Raw genomic sequence first — 1,228 nt, forward strand, 5'->3', positions numbered from 1 at the left:
TTACGGCGCCCGCGGTGGGCCGGTCACGGTGTAGTTCCATTCGCCGTGCCAGTCGTGCCGGGTGATGGCTCGGGCTTCCAGTTCGCGAATCTGCTTGTCGCTGACCTTGATTCCCTTGGGGTACTCGCCATGGTCGAGTTCAGCATGCACGGTCAGGCCGGTGCGCGTGGTCGTTGCGGCGATCAGATTGACGACCACTTCGTGACTGGTCAGTGTTTCGCCGCGCCAGTTCGAGGAGATGTGGGAGAACAGCCGGTGCTCGATTTTGTTCCACTTGGAGGTGCCGGGCGGGAAGTGGCAGACGGTGATGGCCAGCCCGGTCTCGGCGGCGAAGGCGGCCAGCTCGGTCTTCCACAGCCGGGGACGGTAGCCGTTGGAGCCGCCCGCGTCGGCGGTGATCAGCAGCCGGTCGGCGTGCGGGTAGCGGCCCGCGCCCACACTCTGCCACCAGCGGCGGACCGTGGCCACGGCGAAGGCGGCGGTGTCGTGGTCGGCGCCGACGGACACCCAGCCCGCGTCGGCGGCGAGGTCGTAGACCCCGTACGGGATGGCCTTGCCCAGCTCTTTGTCGGGGAAGTCGTGGGTGTTGACCGGCTCGGGTCGCCCGGTCGGCTGCCACCGGCGCCCGGCGTTCTTGTACCGCCCGACGAGCTCCTTCTTCTTGGTGTCCACGCTGATCACCGGCTGCCCGGCCGCTTGATGCTCGCGCACCCGGTCGTCGAGGTAGCGGAACTGGGCGTCGCGATCCCGGTGCTGGGCACCCTCGAGCTGCTTGGCGGTCGCCTGCAGGCTGTAGCCGGCCTCGTGCAGCAGCCGCCGTACCAGCCACTCGCTGGCCGCATGGCCCTGTTCGGCCAGCGCGGCCGAGAGCTGCCGCGTGGACTTGATCGTCCAGCGCAGCGGCGACTCCGGATCACCCCAAGTGTCCGCATCGACGAGGCGCTCCAACGTCGCGGCCAGCGCCGGATTCACCGTCTCCGCCCGCTTGCGGCCCGCACCGGCTCGCCGTATCCGCCCGCAATCGGCTGCGCCGCTGTCGAGTTCGTCGACACCCCGCGTCACCGTCGAGCGCGCGGCCCCGGTCGCGCGCGCCACCACCGTGATCCCGCCGTGCCCGGCCTCGCGGGCTTCCACCGCCATCCACAGCCGGCGCTGCCGCTCGTCCAGCACCGGTGCCAGCAGCGCAAACTTGCGCGACACCTCGCCCTCACGATCGGCGGCCGTCACC

1 pseudogene is annotated in these 1,228 nt (G+C 70.6%); it reads right to left on the minus strand.

The window, feature by feature from the left end:
* Window positions 1–9: 9 nt before the first annotated feature.
* Window positions 10–1,227, minus strand: a pseudogene (locus EET03_RS29715) (ISAzo13 family transposase); the annotation flags it as partial.
* Between the last annotated feature and the right edge of the window lies 1 nt (window position 1,228).

The sequence above is a fragment of the Mycobacterium innocens genome, assembly GCF_900566055.1.
Lineage (GTDB): Bacteria > Actinomycetota > Actinomycetes > Mycobacteriales > Mycobacteriaceae > Mycobacterium > Mycobacterium innocens.